This is a genomic window from Allobosea sp. 2KB_26 (assembly GCF_052115715.1).
GTDB lineage: Bacteria > Pseudomonadota > Alphaproteobacteria > Rhizobiales > Beijerinckiaceae > Allobosea.
Genome location: NZ_JBFRHE010000021.1, coordinates 37,711 through 60,699, shown reverse-complemented (window position 1 = coordinate 60,699; position 22,989 = coordinate 37,711). Strand labels below are relative to the sequence as shown.

The 22,989-nt window shown below is 65.6% G+C and carries 22 protein-coding genes; 14 read left to right on the top strand and 8 right to left on the bottom strand.

What is annotated here, in order from left to right; translation table 11 throughout:
• Positions 1-186 precede the first annotated feature (186 nt).
• Together AB4099_RS31170 and AB4099_RS31165 are read left to right on the top strand one after the other, a co-directional pair.
• A complete protein-coding gene (locus AB4099_RS31170; RefSeq protein ID WP_441480935.1) occupies positions 187-1,488 on the top strand; it encodes a hypothetical protein in 1,302 nt (433 codons plus the stop codon).
• Between the two features lie 328 nt (positions 1,489-1,816).
• Positions 1,817-3,028 carry a M24 family metallopeptidase gene (locus AB4099_RS31165; protein ID WP_441480934.1) on the top strand — a complete coding sequence of 404 codons (1,212 nt, stop codon included), beginning with the start codon at positions 1,817-1,819 and terminating at the stop codon, positions 3,026-3,028.
• A gap of 162 nt (positions 3,029-3,190) precedes the next feature.
• Here AB4099_RS31165 and AB4099_RS31160 read toward each other — a convergent pair whose 3' ends face one another.
• Positions 3,191-3,610, bottom strand: coding sequence for an OsmC family protein (locus AB4099_RS31160; protein WP_113518986.1), 420 nt, complete (start codon positions 3,608-3,610; stop codon positions 3,191-3,193).
• Between the two features lie 416 nt (positions 3,611-4,026).
• On the opposite strand from AB4099_RS31160, the gene AB4099_RS31155 reads away from it, so the two are divergent.
• Positions 4,027-5,628: an ABC transporter substrate-binding protein gene (locus AB4099_RS31155; RefSeq protein ID WP_441480933.1), complete on the top strand. Its 1,602-nt coding sequence runs from the start codon at positions 4,027-4,029 to the stop codon at positions 5,626-5,628.
• A gap of 206 nt (positions 5,629-5,834) precedes the next feature.
• Here the strand turns inward: AB4099_RS31155 and AB4099_RS31150 are convergent, their stop codons facing one another.
• From AB4099_RS31150 to AB4099_RS31120, 7 genes are read right to left on the bottom strand one after another with little or no spacing between them, the layout of a single operon-like run.
• Positions 5,835-6,488: an RraA family protein gene (locus AB4099_RS31150; protein ID WP_441480932.1), complete on the bottom strand. Its 654-nt coding sequence runs from the start codon at positions 6,486-6,488 to the stop codon at positions 5,835-5,837.
• A gap of 37 nt (positions 6,489-6,525) precedes the next feature.
• A complete protein-coding gene (locus AB4099_RS31145; protein WP_441480931.1) occupies positions 6,526-7,551 on the bottom strand; it encodes a C-terminal binding protein in 1,026 nt (341 codons plus the stop codon).
• Between the two features lie 25 nt (positions 7,552-7,576).
• The gene (locus AB4099_RS31140) at positions 7,577-8,329 is read right to left on the bottom strand and encodes an amino acid ABC transporter ATP-binding protein (protein ID WP_113518983.1); all 753 of its coding nucleotides are present in this window, start codon (positions 8,327-8,329) and stop codon (positions 7,577-7,579) included.
• A 2-nt stretch (positions 8,330-8,331) separates the two neighbouring features.
• Entirely contained in the window at positions 8,332-9,129 is a 798-nt protein-coding gene (locus AB4099_RS31135) for an ABC transporter permease subunit (protein ID WP_441480930.1), read from the bottom strand.
• A complete protein-coding gene (locus AB4099_RS31130) occupies positions 9,126-9,842 on the bottom strand; it encodes an amino acid ABC transporter permease (RefSeq protein WP_441480929.1) in 717 nt (238 codons plus the stop codon). Before AB4099_RS31130 ends, AB4099_RS31135 begins: the two co-directional genes overlap by 4 nt.
• The gene (locus AB4099_RS31125) at positions 9,839-11,038 is read right to left on the bottom strand and encodes an alpha-hydroxy acid oxidase (RefSeq protein ID WP_441480928.1); all 1,200 of its coding nucleotides are present in this window, start codon (positions 11,036-11,038) and stop codon (positions 9,839-9,841) included. The genes AB4099_RS31130 and AB4099_RS31125 overlap by 4 nt, the downstream gene beginning before the upstream one ends.
• 32 nt (positions 11,039-11,070) lie before the next feature.
• Positions 11,071-11,961, bottom strand: coding sequence for a transporter substrate-binding domain-containing protein (locus AB4099_RS31120; RefSeq protein WP_441480927.1), 891 nt, complete (start codon positions 11,959-11,961; stop codon positions 11,071-11,073).
• A 139-nt stretch (positions 11,962-12,100) separates the two neighbouring features.
• On the opposite strand from AB4099_RS31120, the gene AB4099_RS31115 reads away from it, so the two are divergent.
• The 11 genes from AB4099_RS31115 to AB4099_RS31065 all read left to right on the top strand — a co-directional run bounded on the left by AB4099_RS31115 (position 12,101) and on the right by AB4099_RS31065 (position 22,889).
• Positions 12,101-13,054 carry a LysR substrate-binding domain-containing protein gene (locus AB4099_RS31115; RefSeq protein ID WP_441480926.1) on the top strand — a complete coding sequence of 318 codons (954 nt, stop codon included), beginning with the start codon at positions 12,101-12,103 and terminating at the stop codon, positions 13,052-13,054.
• Entirely contained in the window at positions 13,051-13,974 is a 924-nt protein-coding gene (locus AB4099_RS31110) for a LysR family transcriptional regulator (protein ID WP_441480925.1), read from the top strand. Before AB4099_RS31115 ends, AB4099_RS31110 begins: the two co-directional genes overlap by 4 nt.
• A gap of 102 nt (positions 13,975-14,076) precedes the next feature.
• Positions 14,077-15,420 (top strand): acyclic terpene utilization AtuA family protein, encoded by a 1,344-nt coding sequence (locus tag AB4099_RS31105; protein WP_113518977.1) that lies wholly within the window; start codon positions 14,077-14,079, stop codon positions 15,418-15,420.
• 1 nt (position 15,421) lies between these two features.
• Positions 15,422-15,745 (top strand): DUF4387 domain-containing protein, encoded by a 324-nt coding sequence (locus AB4099_RS31100; protein WP_113518976.1) that lies wholly within the window; start codon positions 15,422-15,424, stop codon positions 15,743-15,745.
• 315 nt (positions 15,746-16,060) lie between these two features.
• Positions 16,061-16,894: an IclR family transcriptional regulator gene (locus AB4099_RS31095; protein WP_441480924.1), complete on the top strand. Its 834-nt coding sequence runs from the start codon at positions 16,061-16,063 to the stop codon at positions 16,892-16,894.
• Between the two features lie 2 nt (positions 16,895-16,896).
• On the top strand, positions 16,897-18,204 hold the full coding sequence (locus tag AB4099_RS31090) for an NAD(P)/FAD-dependent oxidoreductase (protein ID WP_441480923.1): 1,308 nt from the start codon (positions 16,897-16,899) through the stop codon (positions 18,202-18,204).
• Entirely contained in the window at positions 18,201-19,286 is a 1,086-nt protein-coding gene (locus AB4099_RS31085; protein ID WP_441480922.1) for an ABC transporter ATP-binding protein, read from the top strand. The genes AB4099_RS31090 and AB4099_RS31085 overlap by 4 nt, the downstream gene beginning before the upstream one ends.
• The gene (locus AB4099_RS31080) at positions 19,283-20,167 is read left to right on the top strand and encodes an ABC transporter permease (RefSeq protein WP_113519260.1); all 885 of its coding nucleotides are present in this window, start codon (positions 19,283-19,285) and stop codon (positions 20,165-20,167) included. The genes AB4099_RS31085 and AB4099_RS31080 overlap by 4 nt, the downstream gene beginning before the upstream one ends.
• On the top strand, positions 20,164-20,970 hold the full coding sequence (locus AB4099_RS31075) for an ABC transporter permease (RefSeq protein ID WP_441480921.1): 807 nt from the start codon (positions 20,164-20,166) through the stop codon (positions 20,968-20,970). The genes AB4099_RS31080 and AB4099_RS31075 overlap by 4 nt, the downstream gene beginning before the upstream one ends.
• Positions 20,971-20,975: 5 nt before the next feature.
• The gene (locus tag AB4099_RS31070) at positions 20,976-22,022 is read left to right on the top strand and encodes an extracellular solute-binding protein (protein ID WP_441480920.1); all 1,047 of its coding nucleotides are present in this window, start codon (positions 20,976-20,978) and stop codon (positions 22,020-22,022) included.
• Between the two features lie 285 nt (positions 22,023-22,307).
• Positions 22,308-22,889, top strand: a complete 582-nt coding sequence (locus AB4099_RS31065; RefSeq protein WP_441480919.1) for a hypothetical protein — start codon at positions 22,308-22,310, stop codon at positions 22,887-22,889.
• Positions 22,890-22,989: the final 100 nt, after the last annotated feature.

The following is a 22,989-nucleotide window of genomic DNA, read 5'->3' as shown; positions in this document are numbered from 1 at the left end:
TATCCCTGGCAAAGCTGACGGCGTCGGGTTCGAGGCCAGCCGGCTCCGCGCGGTTTCCTCGCGATCGGCACCGTCTCGCCTTTCGCAGGGACGGTCTCCCCTTCGGCTGCGCAGGTGGGTTCATTCGCCTCCGGTATGTGACAACGCCCGCGGATATGCTTTCCTGCCGGAGGAGGAAGGCGGGGCATGCTCTACGACAACTATCAGACCAGGCTGGAGGCGGAGCGCCTCAGGCTCTCGAACCCGGAGACCGTGTACGCCTGGCTGTCCACGCTGCCGGCGGCCGAGGGCGTGTTCACCGGCAATTGCGCGGACGGGATCGTGAAGACGCTCCCCGAACGCGACGATCCGCTCATCAACCTGGCATTGGCCAGGTTCACCGCGAACGACCGATTGCTGAAGCCGCTATGGGACAAGGGCGGCCTGATGCGCACAGCGCTTCTCGCGAATCGGGCGTACGGCCCTGTGTTCCCGACGTCGGGCATCTTCAGCCTGCGCGACCTGGATCCGCTGCAGCCGGTCATCGAAGAGATGACGGTCGACGATCTGGACGCGCTCTACTCGAATCCGCGCTGTCCGGCGGTAATCCTCGACTATACGTTCCGCAACACCATCGGATTGTCGGAAGACCGGCACCTGCTCGCCTGCCGGTTCGCCATCAGGAACGAGCGCCTCCGGAAGACGCTCAACCCAATTGAGTTCAATGAATTTTGGGTGACGGATCACGCGGCGCCGATCCACACGATCTGGGAGACGGTGCGAACGGCCCCGGCGACGGAGTCCTGGGCTTCCATCTTGGCCGAAGCCGGCAGCGTGGCCTTCTGTCTTGGGCTTCCGGAAGAGTTCGAGCCGGACATGTCGACATTCGTGCCGGACATGTCGAAAGAGGAGTTCCAGGAGGCGCTCGCGACCCGATTCAAGCACTGTGACGCCTATCGGGCCATCTTCATGCAGGCCGCTCAGACGCGCTGGCTTGGGCCGGAGGAACAGCGCAACGACCCGCGGGGCCCGTGGATATGGGCCCGCGCCGCAATCTCCGAGGCCATCTGCAGGGATCGGCCCCACGTACCCGCATTTACGGGGGAACACCCGGATCTCGGCTTCCGGATCGGCTTCTATCGCGCCGCCGCCGTATCGCCGGATTGGGACATCGAAGCCATGGCGGAGAAGGACGGCACGTCCTTCACGCGGGAGCTTGTCTGGAATGAGAGCCTCTACGAGCGCGTGAATCACGAGCTCCAGAAGCGTTTCCGGCGTCTCATCGATGACGACGGGGTCAGCTGGCACACCTACGCGAAATGGATGGCCGGCAAGCTCGAAGAACTGGTTGCGAAGGACCCCCGTCGCTATGGCGACGAGCCCACCGAGGAGATGCGCCTATACGACGAACGGCAGGCAGCCGCGGCCGAGGCGCGCCGCCGACAGGAGGAGGCCGCCGCCGCGCCACCCCAGCCCGCACAAAAGGGCTGGCGCATCTTTTCCCGCTAAGGGAACGCGCTCTCCACGCCCGCTCACGTCCCGAGGCTCCAGCGGCCTGACCTGCTCGGCCCTTGTTCGGCACGCGGGACGGCGCCGAAGCGCCTCGGCAGAACTCAGTCCGAGCAGGTCATTCAGCCAATTCAGAGGACAAGCCCGGCCGGGAGAACGCGCTATCGCAACCCGGCGATGCCTTTCGCGTCATTGTCGACGAATAATATGCAAGGCACTATCGATGCGCATTGCATCGGGACGACGGGCCAGGGTTGATGACCCCGCCGTGCCCGCGCTCGCCGGAACAGCATTCCGGGAACCGAACGAACCAAGGGGATGACGACCGATGACGATTGGGGTGGGAGGCTCGAGCTTCGAGGCGGAACTCGCCAGGCTGAATCCGATGACGGCCGGCATCGCGCCGATCGCGGTCGCCGAGTACAAGGCCCGCATCGCAAAGGCGCAGGCCCTCCTGCGCGAACAGGGGCTGCAGGCGCTCTATCTCGATACCTCGGCCAACCTGCACTATTTCACCGGCATCCAGCTCAAGCTCACCGAGCGGCTGCATGGCGCGATCATCCCGGCCGAGGGCGACATCGTCTATCTCAGCCCGGCCTTCGAGGAGCCGAAGACGCGCGAATACATGCAGTTCGGCGAGGATGTGCGCTGCTGGGAGGAGCATGAGGACCCGACCGCGCTCGTCGTCGAGACGATCCGCAGCCTCGGCTATGAGAGCGGCACCGTCGCACTCGACCCGCATACCCCGTTCTTCATCGCCGACGGATTGCGCAAGGCCGGCAACCGCTACAGCTTCGCGAGCGGCGGCCCGGTCACCGCTTCGTGCCGGCAGCTGAAATCGGCCGCCGAGATCGCCCTGATCCAGCGTGCCATGGACATTACCATGGAGGTCCACCGGGCTGCGGCGCGGGTGCTGCGCGTCGGCCTGACGACGACGGAGCTGATCGAATTCCTCGACCGCGCCCATCGCAAGCTCGGGCTGAGCTCGACCTTCGGCGCCGCGCAGTTCGGCGAAGCCACCGCCTATCCGCATGGCGTCCCCTATCCGCAGACGCTGGCTGAGGGCGACATGGTGCTCATCGACACGGGAACCAGGCTCGGCGGCTATCACTCCGACATCACCCGCACCTATGTCTTCGGCGAGCCGACAGAGCGTCAGCGCGAGATCTGGAACCTGGAGAAGCGCGCGCAGCTCGCCGGGTTCGAGGCGGCCGTGCTCGGCGCGCCCGGCGAGGCCGTAGACCAGGCTGCGCGCGGCGTGATCGAGGCCGCCGGCTTCGGCCCCGGCTACAAGGTGCCGGGCCTGCCCCATCGCACCGGACATGGTCTCGGCCTCGAGATCCACGAGGAGCCTTTCATGGTCAAGGGCAACCGGACGCCGCTGGCGGCGGGGATGTGCTTCTCGGTCGAGCCGATGATGTGCATCTACGGCGAGTTCGGCGTTCGCCTCGAGGACATCGCCTATATGGCGGAAGGCGGTGCGCGCTGGTTCACGCAGCCGGCCCATAGCGTCGACGACCCCTTCGGCTACGAAGCCTGAGCCTCTCGCGGCGAGGGGCGCGCTCCTGCGACCCGGGTTTCAACCTGGATCGCAGGAGAAGAAGAGCCTCCCCACCGGGCAGCGACAAAACCCTGGCGCGTTGATCTCAGACCCTCGACACCCGTCAAAGCATCCGCCCGCCTGCGTCCCCTTGGGGGCCGCTCAGGGCAGCGCGGCGATTGCGGCGGTCACCTCGCCGCCGCCGCGGCGCAAAGTGTTGAAGATCGGGCATTGATTGAGAAGGTGGCCGAGCAGCTTGGGCGCCTCGGACGCGGACACTCCCGTGACCGAAATGGCGACATGGATCGCCGAGAAGCGCGTCTCGTCCTGCTCATCGCGCGTCGCATCCACCACTGCGGAGATCGTCCGGAAGGCGATGCCGTGCTCCAGCGCATCACTTTCGGCGCTCGCGAGAGCGCAGGACCCCAAAGCCGCGACCAGGAGCTCGATCGGCCCCGGGGCGACCGAAGGGATCTGCCGGACCATGGCTGAATCGGACAGCAGGACCTTGCCGTGCCCCTCGATCACATAGCGACCGGGCGCCCCGGAGGTGGAAGCCGTGACGCTGTATTGTCCGCTCATCGTCTCTTGTCCTGCTGTTCGACTGGCTGGACGGGCACACTAGCCGCCCAAGCTTTGACGCATAAGAGTTTGCGACGTCTCATTTTGAAAAAAGAAATAACTTTCCGAACAGCAACTGCATATGGATTTAATTTCTGCCTCTGATCGCATAATCGCCAATTCAATTTCGTTGACGGGCAATCAATCCAATCGATATCATTCGAACTGATCGCGATCGAATTCTTACATAAGCAATTCAATCTCGATTACACAAATCACTAGTTTTAATTCTTACTTAATTCACCCACACATCTGTCACAACGCTGCGTCGCGACAGATGCCCTCCCCCACCACCGCCCTCCTGCCGACGTCTCGGAACGCTCCGAACGCGTCAGCATGGCCAGATCTCGGCCGCCCCAGGCTCCAAGAACGGTTCCATGATGAAGAAGCGCTTTTCCCTTTCGCTTGCCGCCCTGGCTTTCGGCACGGCCCTCTCGCTCGCCGGCCCGGGCCTCGCCCAAACCCTGACGATCGGCGTTCGCGCCGGCCCGGAATCGGTCGATCCGCATTTCACCTCGACGGGGACGCATGCCGAGACCTTGAAGCATGTCTTCGACACCTTGGTCTGGGCGGGTGACGAGCTTCAGCTCGAGCCGCGGCTGGCGCTGAGCTGGAAACCGGTTGGAGACACCGCCTGGGAATTCAAGCTGCGCCAGGGCGTCGTCTTCCATGACGGCAGCGCCTTCACGGCCGAGGACGTCAAGTTCTCGATCGAGCGCTCGCGCCAGATCAAGGGACCGAGCCCGGTCTCCGTCTATGTCCGCCGCGTCAAGGACGTGACGATCATCGATCCCTATACGCTGCGGGTCGAGACCGACGGCCCGGCCCCGACGCTGCCCAACGACTTCGTGCGCCTCTTCATCGTTTCGTCCAAGGCAGCCAGGGACCTGCTGACGGCGGAGGCAGCCAATCCCGCCTTCAACTCCGGCAAGGCCGCGATCGGGACCGGGCCCTATAAATTCGTCTCGTGGACGCCGCGCTCCGAACTGATCCTGGAGCGTTTTGACGGCTTCTGGGGCGAGAAGGAGCCCTGGCAGCGCGTGGTGCGCAAGGAGATCCCAAACGATGCCTCGCGGGTCGCGCAACTCAAGGCGGGACAGGTCGACCTGATCGCACGCGCGCCGCTCTCGGACGTCGCCTCGCTCGGCCGCGATCCCAAGCTCGCCGTCACCAAGACGGATACGATCTATCTGTTCAATGTCGACTTCGATTTCCGCGAGAAGAGCCCTCAGGTCTTCGCCAAGGACGGCTCGCCATTGGCGAAGAACCCGTTCCTCGATCCGCGCGTCAGGGAGGCCTTCGACCTCGCGATCGATCGCCAGGCTCTCGCCGAGATCGCCATGGAAGGTTTTGGCAAGCCCGTCGGGCAGCTCGTGACACCCAACATCTTTGGATTCAACCGCGACCTGCCGATCACCAGGCCCGATGCCGCACGCGCAAAGCAGCTTCTCGGAGAGGCAGGGTTTCCCGCCGGCTTCAGGGTGACACTGAGCTTCACCACCGACCGCTTGCCGGGTGACAAGGAGGTCGGCGCCGCCGTCGTCCAGATGCTCGCCAGGATCGGCATCGATGCGGTCTCCAACGGGCAGCCGACGACGATCCTGTTCCCGGCACGGCAGCGCGGCGAGTATTCGCTGACCCTCTACGGCTGGAGCACGTCCACGGGCGAAGCGCATTACACGCTGGCGGCCCTGACCCATACCGCCGATATCGCGCGCGGACTGGGCGGCTACAATGTCACCGGATACAGCAATGCCGAACTGGACAGGCTGATCGACGCCGCCGGCATCGAACTCGACGAGGCGAAGCGGCGCAACCTGCTCGAGCAGGCCGGAGCGCTGATCGGCAAGGACCGGCCGCGCCTGCCGCTGGTGCTGATCGGCACGGCATGGGCCTCGCAGAAGGCCAAGGTGACGATCCGGCCGCGCGTCGATGAAGACACCCTGGCGATGAATATCCGCCCGAGCAGCACGAACTAAGACGTCGATATCAGCGACGGTCATTCAGCCCAGGCGGCCGCAACGGCCGCCTGGGTTTTGCGTCGACGCGCTTCGCCCCGTGGCGCCTGCTGCGCGCCAACTCCAGACGGTCGAGCCTCGCCTAAAACCCGATATTCGCTATCGGGCCATGCGGACCTCCAGCGCAGAACGATGGCCGCCGCCCTCAACCAATCGTCATTCCGCTGCTATTTTGCGGCCGGTATGGAGAACATTTCAGGTATCGTTCCGCCGGAACGGATCGTCTTGATCCAGTCCTCCTCCTTGAGCAGATGCGCCTGCGCGGCGGCCAGGACCTCCGCAGCGCGTTCCAACGGCACGACAACAACGCCGTCGTCATTGCCGAGGACGATATCGCCCGATCGAACCGGCACGCCCGCGACCGCGACGGTGCCATCGATCGTTCCGCCAAATCCGTGATGCGGTCCCCTCGGCACGATGGCGCGGCAGAACATGGCGAAACCGGCCTTGCGCAGATCGGAGACGTCCCGCACCGCCCCGTCGATGACCGCCCCGCCGATCCGCCGCTGAACGGCCTCTTCCGTCATGACCCCGCCCCAGACGGCCGTGTCTTCGACGCCGCCGGCATCGACGACGATGATCTCCCCCGGTCTGGCCGCACCGATCAGCGAGCAGATCGGCCCGCAATCGCCGACCATCGTCGTTACGGTGCGGGCCTGGCCGCAGAGGATCGTGTCGGCAGCGATTGGCTTGATCGCCGCCTTCATCACCTGCGTGCGGTTCATGCAGTCGGAGGCTACGGCCGGCGGGATTGCCCGCCAGGCCTGGAGTTCTTCGGCGCTGAGCGCCCTGAAGTCGGTTTCGCTCTGCTGAAAGGCCATTGTCTAGTTCCCGTGTGCGAGAGATGTTTGCCGGCCGTCAGTTCGCCTTGGCGTCCCAACCGGGATTGACGTTGTTCCGCAGCCGTCCTTCGAACAGGAATTCGAGCAGGATCTCGGCGGAGAAGGTGCGCATGTCGCGATAGCCGGCCTCCGAGTAGAAGGCGGCGTGCGGCGTCACGACGAGGCGCCCGGCGAGCCAGGAGGCGTTGCCGCGCCAGGCCTCGATCAGCGCCGGCGTCGGCAGCACCGGCGGTTCCTTGGGCAGCACGTCGAGGCCGGCGGCGGCGATGTGGCCGCTCTTGAGCGCGTCGTGGAGGGCATCGACATCGACGAGCCCGCCGCGGGCGATGTTGATGAAGATGCTGCCGGGTTTCATCGCGGCGAACTGGGCTGCCCCCATAAGATTGCGCGTGTCGGCGGAGAGCGGCACATGCAGGCTGACGATGTCGGCGCGGCGCAGAAGTTCCTCCTGCGTGCGGACGCGCTCGATGCCCAGGCCGAGATCATGTCCCTCCGGCTGGAAGGGATCGACATAGATGACCTTCATGTCGAAGGCCGCGGCGCGGCGGGCGACCGCCGTGCCGATGCGCCCCATGCCGATCGCACCGAAGGTCGATCCGCGGATACGGCGCACCACCGGCACGTCCTCGGCGACGAAGCCGGCGACCGGATCGGCCTTCAGCCGCGCCTCATAGCTGCCGAGCCCCCGCACGAGATGCAGCAACATCGCCAGCGCATGGTCGGCCACCTCGGTGGTGCCGTAGTTCGGAACGTTCGAGAGCGGGATGCCGCGGGCGCGGCAGGCGGCGCCGTCGACATTGTCGAAGCCGACACCCACCCGCACGATCAGCCTGCAGCGATCGAGCTTGGCGACCACGTCGGCCGTGATCTTCATGCGGTGCCAGACCAGCACCGCGTCGCAACTGCGCCAGATTTCGTCCGGGATCGCGCCCGGATCTGTCTCGTCGAAGACGATGTAGTCCAGCCTGTCGCCCGAGACGCCGCGCTCGACGTCGAGATCGCGCAGATGCGCGTCGGGAACCAATACCTTGAGGGCAGTCATCGGAATCAATCCTGATCGCAGCGTTTCAGAGAACCTTGTCGAGAAAGTCTTTCAGGCGAGGGTCGGAGGGGGCCTTGAAGAGGGTCGCCGGCGGCGCGTGCTCGACGATGACGCCGCGGTCGGTGAAGAACACCTCGTCGGCGACCTCCTGCGCGAAGCGCATCTCATGGGTCACCAGCACGCAGGTCATGCCCTCGCGCGCGAGATCGCGGATGACGCTCAGCACCTCGCTGACCATCTCGGGGTCGAGCGCGGCGGTGACCTCGTCGAAAAGGATGACGCGGGGCTGCATGGCCAGCGCCCGCGCGATCGCGACACGCTGCTGCTGGCCGCCGGAAAGCTCACCCGGATAGGCGCTTTCCTTGCCGGTCAGCCGAACCTTGGCGAGCAGGGCGCGGGCCCGCTCCGTCACCTCCGCAGGCTTCTCGCCGAGCACCTGGATGGGCGCCATGGTGAGGTTCTGGAGTACCGTGCGATGGGGGAAGAGATTGTACTGCTGGAACACCATCGCAACCTGATGACGCAGCGGGATGAATGCGCGGTCGGTCCGGAGTTTCTCCACCTGGAAATCGCCGACGCGGATGCTGCCGCTGTTTATCGGCGTCAGCCCGTTGATGCAGCGCAGGATCGTCGATTTGCCGGAGCCCGAGGGGCCGATGATGCAGACAACGCGGCCATCGTTGACAGAGAGCGAGACGCCCTTGAGCACGGGGAAGGCGCCGAACGACTTGTGGACGTCGCGCAGTTCGATGAAGGTTTTCGGAATGGCGGTCGTCATGGTCACCTCGCTCGCACGCGCCGTTCGAGCCAGCGTGTCAGGATCGCGATCGGAAAGCTGAAGAGGAAGAAGAGCAGCAGCACGAAAATGTAGACAGCCGTGGCGATGTGATCGCCGTCGCTGCCGATGACCGTGCGCGCGACCGAAATCACGTCGGAGGTCCCGGTGACCACGACGAGGCTCGTGCCGATGAACAGCATCGCATAGATCGTCATCAGGTTCGGCGTCATCAGCGGCAGCGCCTGAGGCACCACGATATGCCGCAGGATCTGCAGCCGGCGATAGCCGAGCGAACGCGCCGATTCCCACTGCCCGCTGGCGATGGCCTCGACGCCGCCGCGAAACACCTCGGCGATGTTTGCAGTCACCGGCAGGGCGAGCCCGACGATCGACTTCACCATCGGCGACAGGAAGACCGTGGCGCCGAAGACCGTGACCTCGAAGGGCAGCAGGTAGAGCATCGCGTAGAGCACGACCAGCCAGGGCGAGTTTCGCAGCACGTTCATCACGAATTCGGAGGGAATGCGGATGAGTTTGCCTTGGGAGATCAGTCCGATCCCGAGAACGGCGCCGACGGCTGCGGCGATCGCCATCGCCCACAGGCTGATGAGGATGTTCGCTGCAAAGCCCCCGGTCGTGCTGCTGAAGTCGGCCGAACCGGTGAGCAGCAGCGGCGTTCGCAGCCAGATCTTCGCGAGAATGGCCGGCGTTTCGGCGCCATACACGGCGAAGAGCAAGGCGCCGAGCACGGCCGGAACGCCGATGATGCCGAGCAGGAAGGCGCGCCATTCGCGGCTCATGACGCCTGGACTCCGTATCCGGGGATGCGGAAGACGTCGCCCAGCCGGCGCAGGATGACGACGGCGAGGCTCGCCAGGGCGACGTAGAGAATCCAGATCAGCAGCATGACCTCGAGGTTCCTGAAGGTCTCGAGGGAGATCTGCGTCGCGCCGTACATGATGTCGGGAACCGCGACGAGCGCCGCCTGCGACGAGGTCTTGATCAGGCTGACGACGTTGTTCGTCATCGCCGGCATCGACAGCCTGAAGCCAATCGGCAGCTCGACATGGCGAAAGGTCTGGAAGCGCGTATATCCGAGCGAACGCGCGCCTTCGACGGTCTGAGACGGCACGGCGAGCAGGCCCGAGCGGATGATCTCGACCGCAATCGCGCCGTTGTAGAGACCCAGCGACAGCACCACGCAGGTGAAGCCCGAGAATAACGGCACGCTGCGGCCCGTCGCCGGGTCTGTCAGCTTCAGCCCGACTTCGGAGAGCATGAAATAGAGGAAGAAGAGCTGCACCAGCGGCGGCGTGTTGCGGAACAGCTCGACCAGAACGGTCGTCAGCGTCTCCAGTACCGGCAGGCGGAAATGCAGGCACAGCGCGCCCGCCACGCCGATCACCAGCATCAACACGATGCCGAGCAGGCTCATCAGGACTGTCGTTCCCAGGCCGCGCAGCAGCCAGGTCTGGTAGAGGCCGTCGCTGAGCCAGCTGTAGTCGAGGCTCATGACAGAGGTCTCCGATCCCGCAATAGCTCGACCTCCGCCAGGCCGGGCAGGTCATCGATGCCGAGTAGCGCCATGGCGATGTCGATCTCCTCTGCCAGCAAGGCGATGGCCTCGGCGGCGCCACGCCGACCGCCGATGGCCGCCGCCATCAGCATCGGCCGTCCGACGAAGACGAAATCGGCGCCGAGCTTGAGCGCCTTCAGCACGTCGGCGCCACGCCGGATGCCGCCGTCATGCATGACAGTCAGTGTCAGGCCGCGCTCGGCGATACGCTCCAGGGCGGCCAGCGAACTGGCGGCGCAGTCGACTTGCCGGCCGCCGTGATTGGAAACGATGATGCCGTCCACCCCGGCCTTCTCGGCCGTGGCCGCATCGCCGGCCGCCATGATGCCCTTGATGACCAGCTTGCCCTTCCAGCGTCGGCGCACCGCCTCGATATGCGGCCAGGACAGGGCATCGCGCCGGCCGATGTCGCGGACCAGGGTCGCGGAAAAGATCGGGGGCCCCTGCCCGGCATCCATGTTCTCGAAGCGGAATTTCAGCGCGGCCAGGCGGTCGCGCAAGAAAACGCGCCGGAGCCAGCCCGGACGCGACAGCCCCTGCCAGGCGAGGCCCAGGCTCGGCTTCACCGGTGAGTGGAAGCCGTGCCGCGCGGCGCGCTCGTGCTTGGGGTGCACGGCGGTGTCAGCGGTGATCACCAGAGTGTCGAAGCCGGCCGCCTCGACGCGGTCGATCAGCCCCGCGATGCGGTCCGCTTCGCCTGGAACATAGGCCTGGAACCAGCTCGTCGCGCCGGCCGCCCGGACCTCTTCCATCGGTGTCAATGAAGCGCCGCTGAGGATGAAGGGGATGTCGGCATCGGCCGCGGCCCGCGCGAGTGCAATGTCGCCATCCGGGGCGATCAGCCGGCTGAACCCCATCGGCGCGATTCCGAAGGGCAGGCGCCTTTCGACGCCGAACAGCGTCTTGGCAAGCGAGCGCCGCGAAACATCGACGAGCACCTTGGGCAGGAAGGCGAGCTCGCCGAATGCACGAAGGTTGCGGGCGTGCGTCGCCTCGTCGTCGGAGGCGCCGGCGAGGTAGTGATAGAGCGCCGGCGGCAGCATGCGTCGCGCGCCGGCATCCAGGCCGGCGAGGCCGGCGCCGCCATCGATGGCGCAGCGCCTGTTGCGAGGAGCGACCTTCAACGCATGCATGATGAGCCGAACCCCGCTCGCCCGCGCTCGCGCTACTGCGCCTTCTTCGCATCGGCGGCGCGCTTCTGGACGTATTCGCTCTCGCCGAGATTGTACTTCTTCTCGCCCTCGACCATCAGCCCGCCGGCCTCGGCCTTGATGATGGCCGTGTCGACGGCCTTGAGGAATGCGGGCTCGTTCTTGCGCACGCCGCCGGCGATCGGGACGTATTCGAAGGTCTGCAGCGCGATCTTGTACTTGTCCTTCCAGCCGTCCTCCATGACCTTCATGTTCAGGTTCGGGCCGTCAAAGGCGATGGCGTCGCAGCGGCCGCCCTGGAAGGCGCTGAAGATTTCGGAGGTTCCGGTGAACAGCACCAGCTCGGCGCCCATCTTCTCGCTCAGCGTCCGGTTGTAAAGATTGCCCTGGCTGCCGCAGATCTTCTTGCCGCGAATGTCGTCCCAGCTCTGGTAGGTCGCTTCCTTCGGCGCCATCAGGACGATACCGGCCATGGAATAATAGTGCTGCGTGAAGTCGATGACCTTGCCGCGATCCGCGGTGACGCCGAGCGTCGCGAAGATCACGTCGATGCGGCCGGCATTCAGGAACTCGATCCGGTTCGAGGCGACGACGGGGACGTATTCGATCGCAGTCTCCGAGCCCAGGAGGTCCTTGGCGACGGCCCGGGCGAGATCCACCTCGAAGCCGACATTCTGGGCCTTGGCGTCCAGATAACCGAAGGGGATGTAGTCGTTGCGGATGCCGACGATGAGCTTGCCGCGCTGCTTGACGCGGTCGAGTTGGTCGGCTTGCGCGGCGCCGAGCGAGGCGGCGAGGCTGAGCCCGATGAGCGATGCGCCGGTGAGGTAGCGTGCGCTGCGAACCGTGCCGGCCGAGGCGGACATCATGGCGCGCAGGCGCCGCTGGGCGTTTTCGATGAACATGACGATCCCCGTTGTCCGGACGCTTGCCGGAATGTCCCTCGGACATCCTCGTGCGTCCTTGAGGAGATGATCATCTTGCAGAATATAATTTTCCAATAGAAAATTATCGCTGCAGAATAACTGGAGCTTATGTCGCCACATGAACGTCCGCCAGATCGAGGCCTTTCGTGCCGTCATGACCACGGGCAGTGTGACGCGCGCCGGCGAGAGGATGAGCATCTCGCAGCCGGCGGTCAGCCAGCTCATCGCCCAATTCGAACGCCATTGCGGCTTTCGCCTCTTCGAGCGGCAAGGCAGCAAGCTGGCCCCGACGCGAGAGGCCCAGGCGCTGTTTGCTGAAGTGGAACGGATGTTCGTAGGCGTCGGTCAGATTGCCCGGGTCGCGACGGCGTTGCGCGACCAGTCCTGGGGGGCACTCAGCATCGCCGCCTTTCCCGCCATCGCCCGTCGCGTCGTGCCCGACATTCTGTGGGGCTTCTGCAAGGACAGGCCCGACACGCGTTTTCGCATCGAAAGCATGCGTTCCCGCAGCCTGATCGACGCCGTCGCCACCCAGCATGTCGATGTTGGCTTCAGCTTTCTGCCGAGCGATCGGCCGGAAGTCGAAAGCACGCATCTCCACCGGCTGCGCGGGCTCTGCATCCTGCCCACCGGCCATCGCCTGGCCACGCGCCGATCCATCGAGGCTCACGACCTGACGGACGAGGATTTCATCTCGCTCGGGCCGCAGGACCATTCGCGTTTCGTCATCGACAGGATCTTCGAGGAGCGAAAGATCCAGCGGCGCCTGCGCATCGAGGTCGGCCAGTCGGAGACTGCCTTTTCCTTCGTCGCGGCCGGTGCCGGTGTGGCGGTGGTCGATCCGATCAGCGCCTACAACAACACCAACCCCGCCGTCATCATCCGGCCCTTCTCGCCTGCGGTCGAGTTCGACATCTGGCTCATTCGCCCGAAGGCGGCGCGATCCTTCAACCTTGTCGACAGCTTCGTCGCGCATGCCCTGGCCGAGTTGGAACGCTTCGCCGACCACGTCGCGGACGGGGACGGCATGAGCGATGAAAAGCCTGCACCTGCCGAGGCGCCGCGAGCATGAATATCCGCCAGATCGAGGCCTTCAAGGCGATCATGGAACTCGGCAGCTTCACTCGGGCGGGTGAGAGGCTCGGGCTGTCTCAGCCCGCCGTCAGCAAGCTCGTTCTGCTGCTCGAACGCAAATGCGGCTTCGGCCTGTTCCATCGCCAGAGGAACGGCGTCATCCCCACCGCCGAGGCGCAGATGCTTTATGCGGAGGTCGAACGGGTCTTCCTCGGCGTCGATTCGATCCAGGCGCACGCCAGGGCGATCCAGCGGCTTGACTATGGCGAAATCCGGCTCGTGGCCTTTCCCTCGCTCGCCACCCGCATCCTTCCGCCGATCCTTGCCGAATTCCTGGAGGCGCGGCCTGGCCTGCGGATCGAGATGTCGAGTCGCAATTCCTGGCTGCTGGTCGAGCGCATCGCCACGCAAGCCGTCGACGTCGGCTTCGGCATGTTCGCGGCTGACAGGCCGGGCGTGCGGTTCGAGAAGCTTTGCACCATGCGCGCCGTCTGCGCACTGCCGCCGGGCCACAGGCTGGCCGGACTGGACGTGGTCCATGCGACCGATCTCACCGGCGAACGCTTCGTCGGCATGGTCGAGGAGGATCGCGCGCAGTTGCAGGTCGACAAGGCCTTCGCCGAAACCGGAGCCCGGCCCAACACCGTCCTGACGGCGCAACTCACCGAGGCCTGCTGCTCATTCGTCGCGGCCGGCGTCGGCGTGTCGGTCGTCGATCCGTTGAGTACCGAAGGTTTCGCGAGCGGCCAACTGGTCGTTCGCCCTTTCCGGCCCGCCGTGGATTACGACATCTGGGTCGCCCTGCCGAGCTTCCGCGATGCCGCGCTCGGCACGCGCGCTCTCGTCGCGCATGTCAGGGCCGGCTTGACCCGCAAGCTCGCCGCCATGGCCACTGCCATCGGGGAGCCTGCGATCTAGCATATCCTTTCGTTATGTCTGAGGCCGCAGAAGCGATTTGACCGCAGGCCTCGTGCGACAGCCTCTACGTGGAAGGAACTTTTCCGCGAAAGAGAGGCAGGAATGCCACCCATCACAGTCCTCACCCCCACCGGAACGCTAGGTTATGGCTTCGGCGAAGAAGCGCTCGCGCGGGGCATGTCGCTCAACCCAGCCGTGATCGCCGTCGATGCCGGATCAACCGATCCGGGTCCGCATTATCTTGGCTCGGGCAAGCCCCTCGTCTCGGACGTCAGCATCAAGCGCGAGCTGACCGCCCTGATCCGTGCCGGGCGTGCGGCTGGCATTCCGGTTATCGTCGGCAGCGTCGGCGGCGCTGGATCCGGTGTCCAGGTCGATCGCACTGCGGCTCTGGTCCGCGAGATCGCCAGCGAGAACGGGCTGCAGCTCAGGCTGGCCACCATCCGCTCGGATATCCCGATCGAGCGCGCGAAACAGGCGGTGGCGGCGAACGAGGTGCTCGACTTCGAGGCCGGCTACCCCCTGACGGAGGGCGCGCTCGACGAAACGGTCGCCCTCGTCGCGCAGATGGGGCATGAACCGATCTGTGAGGCGCTCGGCGCAGGCGCCGACGTGATCATTGCCGGCCGCGCCTGCGACGACTCCGTTATCGCCGCCTATCCGATCTGGAAGGGGGCCGATCCGGCCCTCGCCATCCACATGGGCAAGATTCTTGAATGCGGCGCATTCTCTGCCGAGCCATTCGCCATGGATGTAATGCTCGGCACGGTGGACGAGGACGGCTTCGTGCTGGAGCCCGGCAGCATCAGGCGGCGGGCTTCCGTCAAATCGGTATCCGCGCATTCGCTCTACGAGCGCGAGAACCCGTTCAGGCAAGGCGGCCCGGGGCATGAGATCGACCTCACCGGCTGCTCCTTCGAGCAACTCGGCGACAGGCAGGTGCGCGTCACCGGTGCCAGGCTGACCGAGACCGAGGACTACTATGTCAAGCTGGAGGGCGCGCGACTCGCCGGCTATCGCTCGATCGCCATCGCCGGCATTCGCTGTCCGACCACGATCGCGGCGCTCGACGGCATCCTGGACCAGCTCGAAGAGCGGGCACGCGACTATTTCGCGCCCGATCCGATTTCGGTGCAGTTCCATGTCTATGGCCGTGACGGCGTGATGAAGGAACTGGAGCGGGAGCATTCGCCAGCGCGGGAAATCGGCCTCGTGATCGAGGTCACCGCCGCTTCGCAGGAACTTGCGCATGCCGCCTGCCACCAGATCAGCGGAGCCATGCTGCACCATCACTACGAGGGCATCATCAACCCCTCCGGAAACCTCGCCTTTCCCTATTCCCCGTCCGACCTCGATGTCGGCCCCGTCTACGAGTTCAGCGCCTATCACCTGATGAAGGTGGCTTCGCCGACCGAGCTTTTCCCAGTCACGCTGGAGGATTTGTGATATGGCCGCCCGTCCGCTCCGCGAGATCGCCGACATCGTTCGCAGCAAGAATGCCGGTCCCTACCGCATCACCTTCGACATCCTGTGCAGGGAGAAGGCGAACTACGAGACCATCCGGAATTCCGGCGCGATAACGCCGGAGACGGTCGCGAGAGCTTACGGTCTCGCCCCCTCGGACATCTCATCCTTCTTCGAGATCGACATGGCCAACGCCATCAAGATCACGATCAGGCGCCCGCGCGCGCAGGGTTCCGCGGGCGAGGGCGACATGTATGGCTGTCAGCAGCACGTTCCGTTGATGAACATGCTCGTCCCCCTACGTTAGAGCGCGAGAAGCGCCCGTTCATCAGCAGCGACCGCATGGATTGCGCCAGTTGCAACCAGTGGCGCATGGCCCAGGAGCAGACGCGACGCGTGTGCGGGCCGGAGTTCCGCTCTCGACCATCTCGGCGATGCGCTCGCATGCGCCCCCCGAAGCGAAGCCCAGAGCGTCCCGCGCTCTGGTCGGGCGCGTCCAAATTCATCGGGTCGTCGCCCCTCCCCGCTCATAGCGGCAGAGTTGTCTCTCAATAAAAATACAAAAAATCTTATTGCGATATTCATGTGCGCGAATAAGCTCCGGGAAACGGGGGAAAGCGCGATGAGTGATGAGCAGGATGCCGCTGAGGCACCTGAGCGTTCCGAGGGCGAGGAGGACAATCGGGCGCGCATGCTTGCCAGCCCGATGTTCGTCGGCTCGTTGCAGCGCGGCTTCGCGGTGCTGGAAGCCTTCAGCCCCGATCAGCGCGAGATGGGCATCACCGAGATCGCAGCCGCGACCGGGCTCGACAAAAGCGCAGCGCAGCGCTTCACGTTCTCGCTCTATGCGCTCGGTTATCTCGAGAGGAATCCGGCGACCCGCAAATACAGTCTGTCGCGGCGCGCGCTCGGGTTTGCCTATGCCTATCTGCGCAGCGATCCGCTCGTCGAGGTGGCGACCCCCTATCTCGCCGACCTCCGCCAAAACTGCCAGCAGCGGGTCGATCTCAGCGTTCTCGACGGCACCGACATTCTCTACGTCGTGCGTCTGCAAAGCCAGCGGGAGGCGTTCGGCGCGACCTTGATCGGCCGCCGAATCCCCGCCTTCTGCGCGTCCGGCGGCCGGGCCATGCTGTCGCGCCTGCCGGAGGCGGAAGCCCTGGCCCTGGTCGAACGCAGCAACCGCAGGCAACTGACGCCCTATACCGTCACCGATGTCGATCAGATCATGGCGGCGATCAGCCGAGCCCGCGCGGATGGGTTTGCGATCTCCGTGCAGGAAACTCTGGTTGGCGAGATCGTGGTCTCGGCACCCGTGGTCGATATGCGCGGCTTGCCGCGCGCTGCGGTTCACATCGCCATGGCCTATGCCGAATATGACGAGAGCACGGTGCGCGAGCGCTTCGCGCCGATGGCTGTCGCGACCGCGCGCCTGATCGCCGGTGGTGGCTACTAGCGATGAGCGGCTACCCACCCACGCATTACGCGGCGACGCGAACCGACGACGCGCGCTGGCCGGGGCTGGACGGAGATCACGAGGCCGAGACCTGCATTGTCGGCGGCGGTCTTGCCGGCGTCGCAGCCGCGCTGGCGCTGGCCGAGCGCGGGCGGTCCGTCATCCTGCTGGAGGCGCAGCGCATTGGCTGGGGCGCATCGGGACGCAATGGTGGTCTTGCCACGCGCGGCTATCCGATTGCGATGCCGGCCCTGGCCGATCGCCTAGGCATCGACGAAGCCAGGGCGCTCTGGCAGCTGAGCAGCGAGGCGCTCGCGACCGTTCGTCGCCGGGCGCAGGCGCTCGGTCCGACGGTGCTCGTCGGCCACGGCGCCCTGCGCTGCCGGATGTCGGAACACCCCGACAGCCTGAACGCCTATGTCGCAGCCATGAACGAGCGCTTCGACGCCGGCCTCGTTCATCTGCCGGCGGCCCAGCTCGGCGCGATGCTCGCCACCGATCGCTATGCCGACGGTTATCTCAACCCCTCGTCGCTTCAGCTGCATCCGCTGAATCTGGCGCGTGGCATGGCAACCGATGCTGCGCAGCGCGGCGCGCGCCTGCACGAAGGCGCTGCCGTCGTCTCTCTGAAGCGCCGCGGTACGGCCTGGACTGTCACCACAAAGGCCGGTGCGGTCACGGCCCGTCATGTCGTGCTCGCCGGCGGCGCGCATCTCGGCCTGCTGCACAGGCGCCTCGGGCTCGCAACGGTGCCGGTCGCGAGTTTCGTGATGACGACGGAGCCCGCACCCGAGCGCATCAGGCAGGCGATCGCGACCGACGCCGCCGTCTCCGATACGCGCGTCGCCACCGATTATTATCGCGTCCTGCCCGACGGACGTCTGCTCTGGGGCGGGCGGGCGAGCGCGCTTGAACCCAACGCGGCGCGGCTGGCGCGGCTGCTGCGTGGCGACATGGCGCGGATCTATCCGCAACTCGCCGATCTGAAGGTCGAGATGGCGTGGGGTGGCCTGATGCCGATCGCCCGGCACCGCATGCCCGTGATCGGCCCCCTGGAACAGGGACTATGGGCTGCCGCCTGTTTTGGCGGCCTGGGTCTGGTGAACACCACGCTTGCCGGCGAACTGATCGCCGGCGCCATCACCGAGGGCGACGACCGCTACCGGCATTTCGCGCCGTTCGGGCTGCCTTTCGCCGCCGGCTCGGCAGGGCGGGCCGCATTCCAGTTCATCTACTGGCGCCATCAGCTCGGCGACCAGGTCTCGCAGATGCGGCGGCGGGCATCGCGGCCGGCAAAGGAATCCCCATGACCGATGCAGCCGTCGCCATCTCGTCGGTACGCAAGACTTTTGCCGGCGCCAGCCAGCCGGCGCTCGGCGGCGTCTCGCTCGACATCCTGAAGAACGAGTTCTTCACGCTCCTGGGCCCGTCAGGCTGCGGCAAGACAACCTTGCTGCGCATGATCGCCGGGTTCGAAAATCCGGATTCGGGCGCGATCCTGCTCGATGGCACGGCGATGGCGCGCACGCCGCCGAACCGCCGGCCGGTCAATACGGTCTTCCAGAGCTACGCCCTGTTTCCTCATATGAGCGTGGCGCAGAACATCGCGTTTGCGCTCGAGATGCTCGGCCGGCCGCGTGACGCCATTCGCGCCCGCGTTGCGGAGATGATGCGCCTGCTGCGCCTCGACGGCCTCGGCGACCGCCGCCCGGCCCAGCTGTCAGGCGGACAGCAGCAGCGTGTCGCTCTCGGGCGGGCGCTGGCGCCTGAACCAAAGGTGCTGCTGCTGGACGAGCCGCTCTCGGCGCTCGATCTCAAGCTGCGCAAGGAGATGCAGATCGAGCTCAAGCGGCTTCAGACCGAGACCGGCATCACCTTCGTCTTCGTCACCCATGACCAGGAGGAAGCGCTGACGATGTCCGACCGCGTCGCGGTGATGCGCGGCGGCGCCGTCATGCAGATCGGCCGACCGGCCGATATCTACGAGCGCCCGGCCAATCTCTTCGTGGCCGAGTTCATTGGCGAGGCCAATCTCCTGCCGGCGATATGCGTCGATCGAACCGGGCATGGCGGCACCTTCCGCCTGGCTGGCGCCTCCGACGATGACGGCGCGATCGCCGTCGCAGATGCCGGCACGCTTGCACCGGGCCAAACAGCGACGCTAGTCGTGCGCCCCGAGCGCGTCGCCCTCGTGCCGGCGCAGACGACGCGCCTGCGCGGTCAGGCCCGCGAAGCCGTCTATCGCGGCAGCGATCTGATGCTGCATGCGACCCTGCCGGGCGGGGCCATGCTGCGGGCCCGCCTGCCGGGAGACGCGGACGCCACGGCCCTGATCGGCCAAGTCACTGGTTTCGCCTTTCCGAGCGACGCTGTCAGGGCCTTTGCGGCATGAACGAGCTCCGCCCCCGCGATATCGCCCTCACCGCGCCGGCCGCGCTGTTCCTCGTGGCCTTCATGGTCGCGCCGCTGCTGCTGATGGTCTACGTCTCGACGCTGGAGCGCGCCCCCTTTGGCGGCGTGCTCTGGGGCAGCCATACCGCTGTCGCCTACGAGAAATTGCTGCTCGAGCGCGACCTGCTCGGCGCCCTCTCCTTCAACAGCGACTATATCGCGATCTTCGCCCGCTCATTCCGCCTCGCGGCGATCACCACGGCGCTGACGCTCGCCATCGGCCTGCCGACCGCGCTCTACATGACCACGCTGTCGCCGCGCCGCGCTGCCATCATCCTGTTTCTGGTGACGGTGCCGTTCTGGACCAATCTCCTGGTGCGCAACTTCGCCTGGATCCTGATCCTTCGAAATGGCGGCCAGCTCGACAGCCTGCTGCTATGGCTCGGGATCACCAGCCAGCCGCTCGACATCCTCTACACGCCCTGGGCGACCGGGATCGGCCTGACCTACTCGTTCCTGCCCTTCATGATCCTGCCCGTCTATGTGGCGCTGGAGCGGATCGACCGGCGGTTGATCGAAGCGGCCTTTGATCTCGGCGCCGACCGTCTCCGCGTCCTGACGCGCGTCGTGCTGCCCCTGGCGATGCCCGGCATCGTTGCGGGCGCCGTTCTCGTCTTCGTGCCCTGTCTCGGCGCCTATGTCAGCCCGGAGCTGCTCGGCGGCGGCAAGTCGCTGATGATCGGCAATCTCGTGCAGGCCCAGTTCGGCGCGTCGCGCAACTGGCCGTTCGGTGCGGCGCTGGCGCTGGTGCTCGTGCTCATCCTGCTCTTGTCGCTCGCGCTGCTTGCGCTGGTGCGGCGGCGTGCGGAGCGCCTGTCATGATGCGCGACCAGAGCCTGCTGCGCATTCCCGGCGCCAGCGTCATCGCCGCGCTGGCGCTCGTCTTCCTGTATCTGCCGATCGTGACGCTCGTCGCATTGTCGTTCAACGCCAGCGACCTGACGACGATCTGGACCGGCTTCAGCGTCAGATGGTACGCGGCAGTCCTCGACAATGGCGATATGCTGCGCGCTGCCAAGAACTCGCTGATCACGGCGAGCATTGCCACGGTCCTGGCCACCGCAGCGGCGACCGCCGCGACGCTTGGCGTCGCGCGCACGCGCTCGGCCTATCGCGGTGTCGTCGAAGGCTTGCTCGGACTGCCGCTGCTGGTCCCTGAAATCGTCACGGCGGTGGCGCTGCTGCTGCTCTTCGTGCTCGTCGGGGCGCCGCTCGGCCTGCTCTCGGTCATCCTTGCGCACACCGTGTTCTGCATCCCCTTCGCCTATTATCCGATCCGCTCGCGCCTTGCGGGCCTCGACCCCGCTCTGATCGAGGCCGCGAGCGATCTTTACGCCTCGGCCTGGCAGCGCTTCCTGCGCATCGAGCTGCCCCTGCTCGGCCCCGGCATTCTCGCAGGCGCGCTGCTCGCCTTCATCAGCTCGCTGGGTGATTTCGTCATCACCTACTTCGTCGCCGGTCCCGGCGCCACGACGCTGCCCGTCTATATCTTCGGCATGATCCGCATCGGCGTCACGCCCGAAGTCAACGCACTCTCGGCGATCCTGCTTCTCACCTCGATCGCCGTGATCGGCGTCGCCTTCCTGCTCGGACGGCGGCCCGCCAGTCAACACAAGGGAGGATAAGCGTCTTGAAACATTATTTCCGTCTCGCGGTGGCGGCCCTGGCGCTCGCCAGCGCACCGACCATCGCGCTGGCCCAGTCCAAGCAGCTGCTGCTCTACAGCTGGGCGAATTACGTGCCGCCGGATCTGCTCAAGCGCTTCGAAGCCGAAACCGGCGTCAAGGTCAGCGTCGACGTCTATGACAGCAACGACACCATGCTGGCCAAGCTGCAGGCGGGCGGTGGCGGCTACGATATCGTCGTGCCGACCAATTCCGTGCTCGCCACCATGATCCGCTCCAACCTGCTGCAGAAGGTCGATGCGGCGAAGCTCGCGAACTTTGGGAATGTGAAGGCGCCGCATGATCGCCCCGATGCCGATCCGGGCCGCGAATACTCCGTTCCCTATCTCTGGGGCTCGACCGGCTTCACCTATGATTCCGCGAAGGTTCCCGGCGGCAAACTGGCGGAGAGCTGGAAGGAGTTCTTCGAACCGCGCCCCGAACTCGTCGGCAAGATCGCCGCGCTGAATGACCAGGGCGAAATGTTCAGCACTGCTGCGATCTATCTCGGCCTCGATACCTGCACCGAGAACCCCGCCGACGCGCAGCGCATCCTGGAGCTTCTGACGAAGCAGAAGCCGAATGTGAAGATCTACTCCTCGACCGGCACGATCGATCGCGTCGCAGCCGGTGAAGTGACGCTGCATCAGCAGTGGAACGGCGCCTCGCATCGCGCCAGGGCCAAATTGCCGACCGCGGTCTTCGTCTATCCGACCGAAGGGATGAACCTGTGGGGCGACAATTTCGCCGTGCCGAAGGGCGCTGCGAACCCGGAAAACGCCAAGCTGTTCCTGAACTGGATGATGGACCCCAGGAACGCCGCCGAAGCGTCGAATTTCAGCGGCTACAACAACGCCATCAAAGGTTCGGATGCGTTCATGACGGCCGAGCTGCGCGACAATCCAGCCATCAACCCGCCCGAAGCGTTGATGACGCGTTTCCGGCCGGTGAAGGATTGCTCACTCAAGGCGCGCGAGCTGCGCGACGGCGTCTGGACGCGCCTGCGCCGCTGACCAAGCACGGAGAGGCGTGCCGAAGTCGCCTCTCCGTTTTCTTCGCTCCCGCCAGGCTCGCCAACGAGCAACCTCAGTATCCCGCGGCCCCCGCCGACCGCTGCGGCTACGTCTCATCGCGCCCCAGGCAAGTCATTCGAGAGCCTATTGTGTTGCGGCCGAACTTGGCCTCTTCTTCCTGAAGCTCGCCCAGTCATCCATTCCTGCCTTCCATAATCTGCCGATCGAATCCGGAGGCCGGCAAAAGGTCTCAAACCGGATTGCCTTTGAAAGTGGAGAAGCCCGATGTTGAAGCAAATGAGCTTGGTCCTTGCAGTCTCGCTGGCGGTGGGGGTTGCGGGCTGCGCGACCGGCCCGACTGTGACAAGCCAGACAGTCATCGTCGCCGGCGTCGGCCCGGTGGAAGTCGAGCAGCTTGATGTCGAGGTCGCCGCTGTGAATCCCGCCGAGCGCATGGTGATCGTCCGGCAGGGCCGCCAGACCTGGCCCGTCGCGGTGCCGGAAGTGTTCGGCGATCTGCAGAATATCAACGCCGGTGACAACGTCCGGATCCGACGCGTCGAAGGCGTGATCCTTGGTGCCAAGCGCGCTCGCAAGGGCGCCAAGCCGACGATCATCTATACCGAGGCGGTCAGCAGCCCCAGCTTCCAGAACCTGCCGGACAAGTTCATCGTGCGGACACTGACCGTGACCGCGAGGTTCGAGAGTTTCGATCCGGCGACAGGTGTCGTGAACTATGTCGGGCCGCTTGGACCGCGGGCGCGCGAAGTCGTGGATCCCGGCATTCAGGACGGGCTCAGGCGCCTGAGGCGTGGCGATATGGTGGAGCTGACCTTCGCTGAAGGCTTCCACTTCCAGAAGAACTGAGCCCATCGGCCTGGATAGGCTGGATCACGCTGCGTTTGGACGACATCGTCCCAGTGCAGCGTGTTCGCCTCTCACCGTTCAGGTGAAAATCGAGGCATAG